The organism is Paraburkholderia sp. EG304 (assembly GCF_046543485.1).
Lineage (GTDB): Bacteria > Pseudomonadota > Gammaproteobacteria > Burkholderiales > Burkholderiaceae > Paraburkholderia > Paraburkholderia youngii.
In genome coordinates this window covers 1-615 of sequence record NZ_JBKGUA010000287.1, presented here as the reverse complement: position 1 = coordinate 615, position 615 = coordinate 1, and the positions used below count along the sequence as shown (strand labels likewise).

General features: G+C 73.8%; 1 pseudogene. It reads left to right on the top strand.

From position 1 onward, the window contains the following. Positions 1-615: pseudogene (locus ACLFKU_RS43895) on the top strand (ATP-dependent helicase); the annotation flags it as partial.

Genomic DNA, 615 nt, shown 5'->3' with positions numbered 1-615 from the left:
GCGACCTCGTGGCGGATCGAACAGATCACCCACGATCAGGTCGTCGTCACTCCGGCACCGGGCCGCTCGGCGCGCCTGCCGTTCTGGCGCGGTGAGGGGGTCGGCCGGCCCGCCGAGCTGGGCGAGGCGGTGGGCGCTTTCATCGGCGCGCTCAACGCCGTGGTGGCGGACGAGGGGGGCGAGGGGATTGGGCCTGCACTGCGCGAACGGCTGCAGGCGGCCGGGCTGGCCGACAACGCGATCACCAATATCGCCGGGCTGCTGGCCGAGCAGCGCGAGGCCACCGGTGTGCTGCCCACCGATCGCAGCCTGGTGCTGGAGCGCTGCCGCGATGAGGCCGGTGACTGGCGGCTGATGCTGCATTCGCCGTATGGGCGGCGCGTGCACGATCCGTGGGTGCTGGCAGTGGCCGCGCGCATCCGCGAACGCTGGGGCGTGGATCCGGCGGTGGTCGCCAGCGACGACGGCATCATCGCGCGGCTGCCCGACGCACAGGGGCGCCTGCCGGGCGCGGAGCTGTTCCTGTTCGAGCCGGAGCGGCTGCGCCGGGAGGTCACCCGTGCCGTGGGCGGATCGGCCCTGTTCGCGGCGCGCTTCCGCGAATGTGCAGCACGC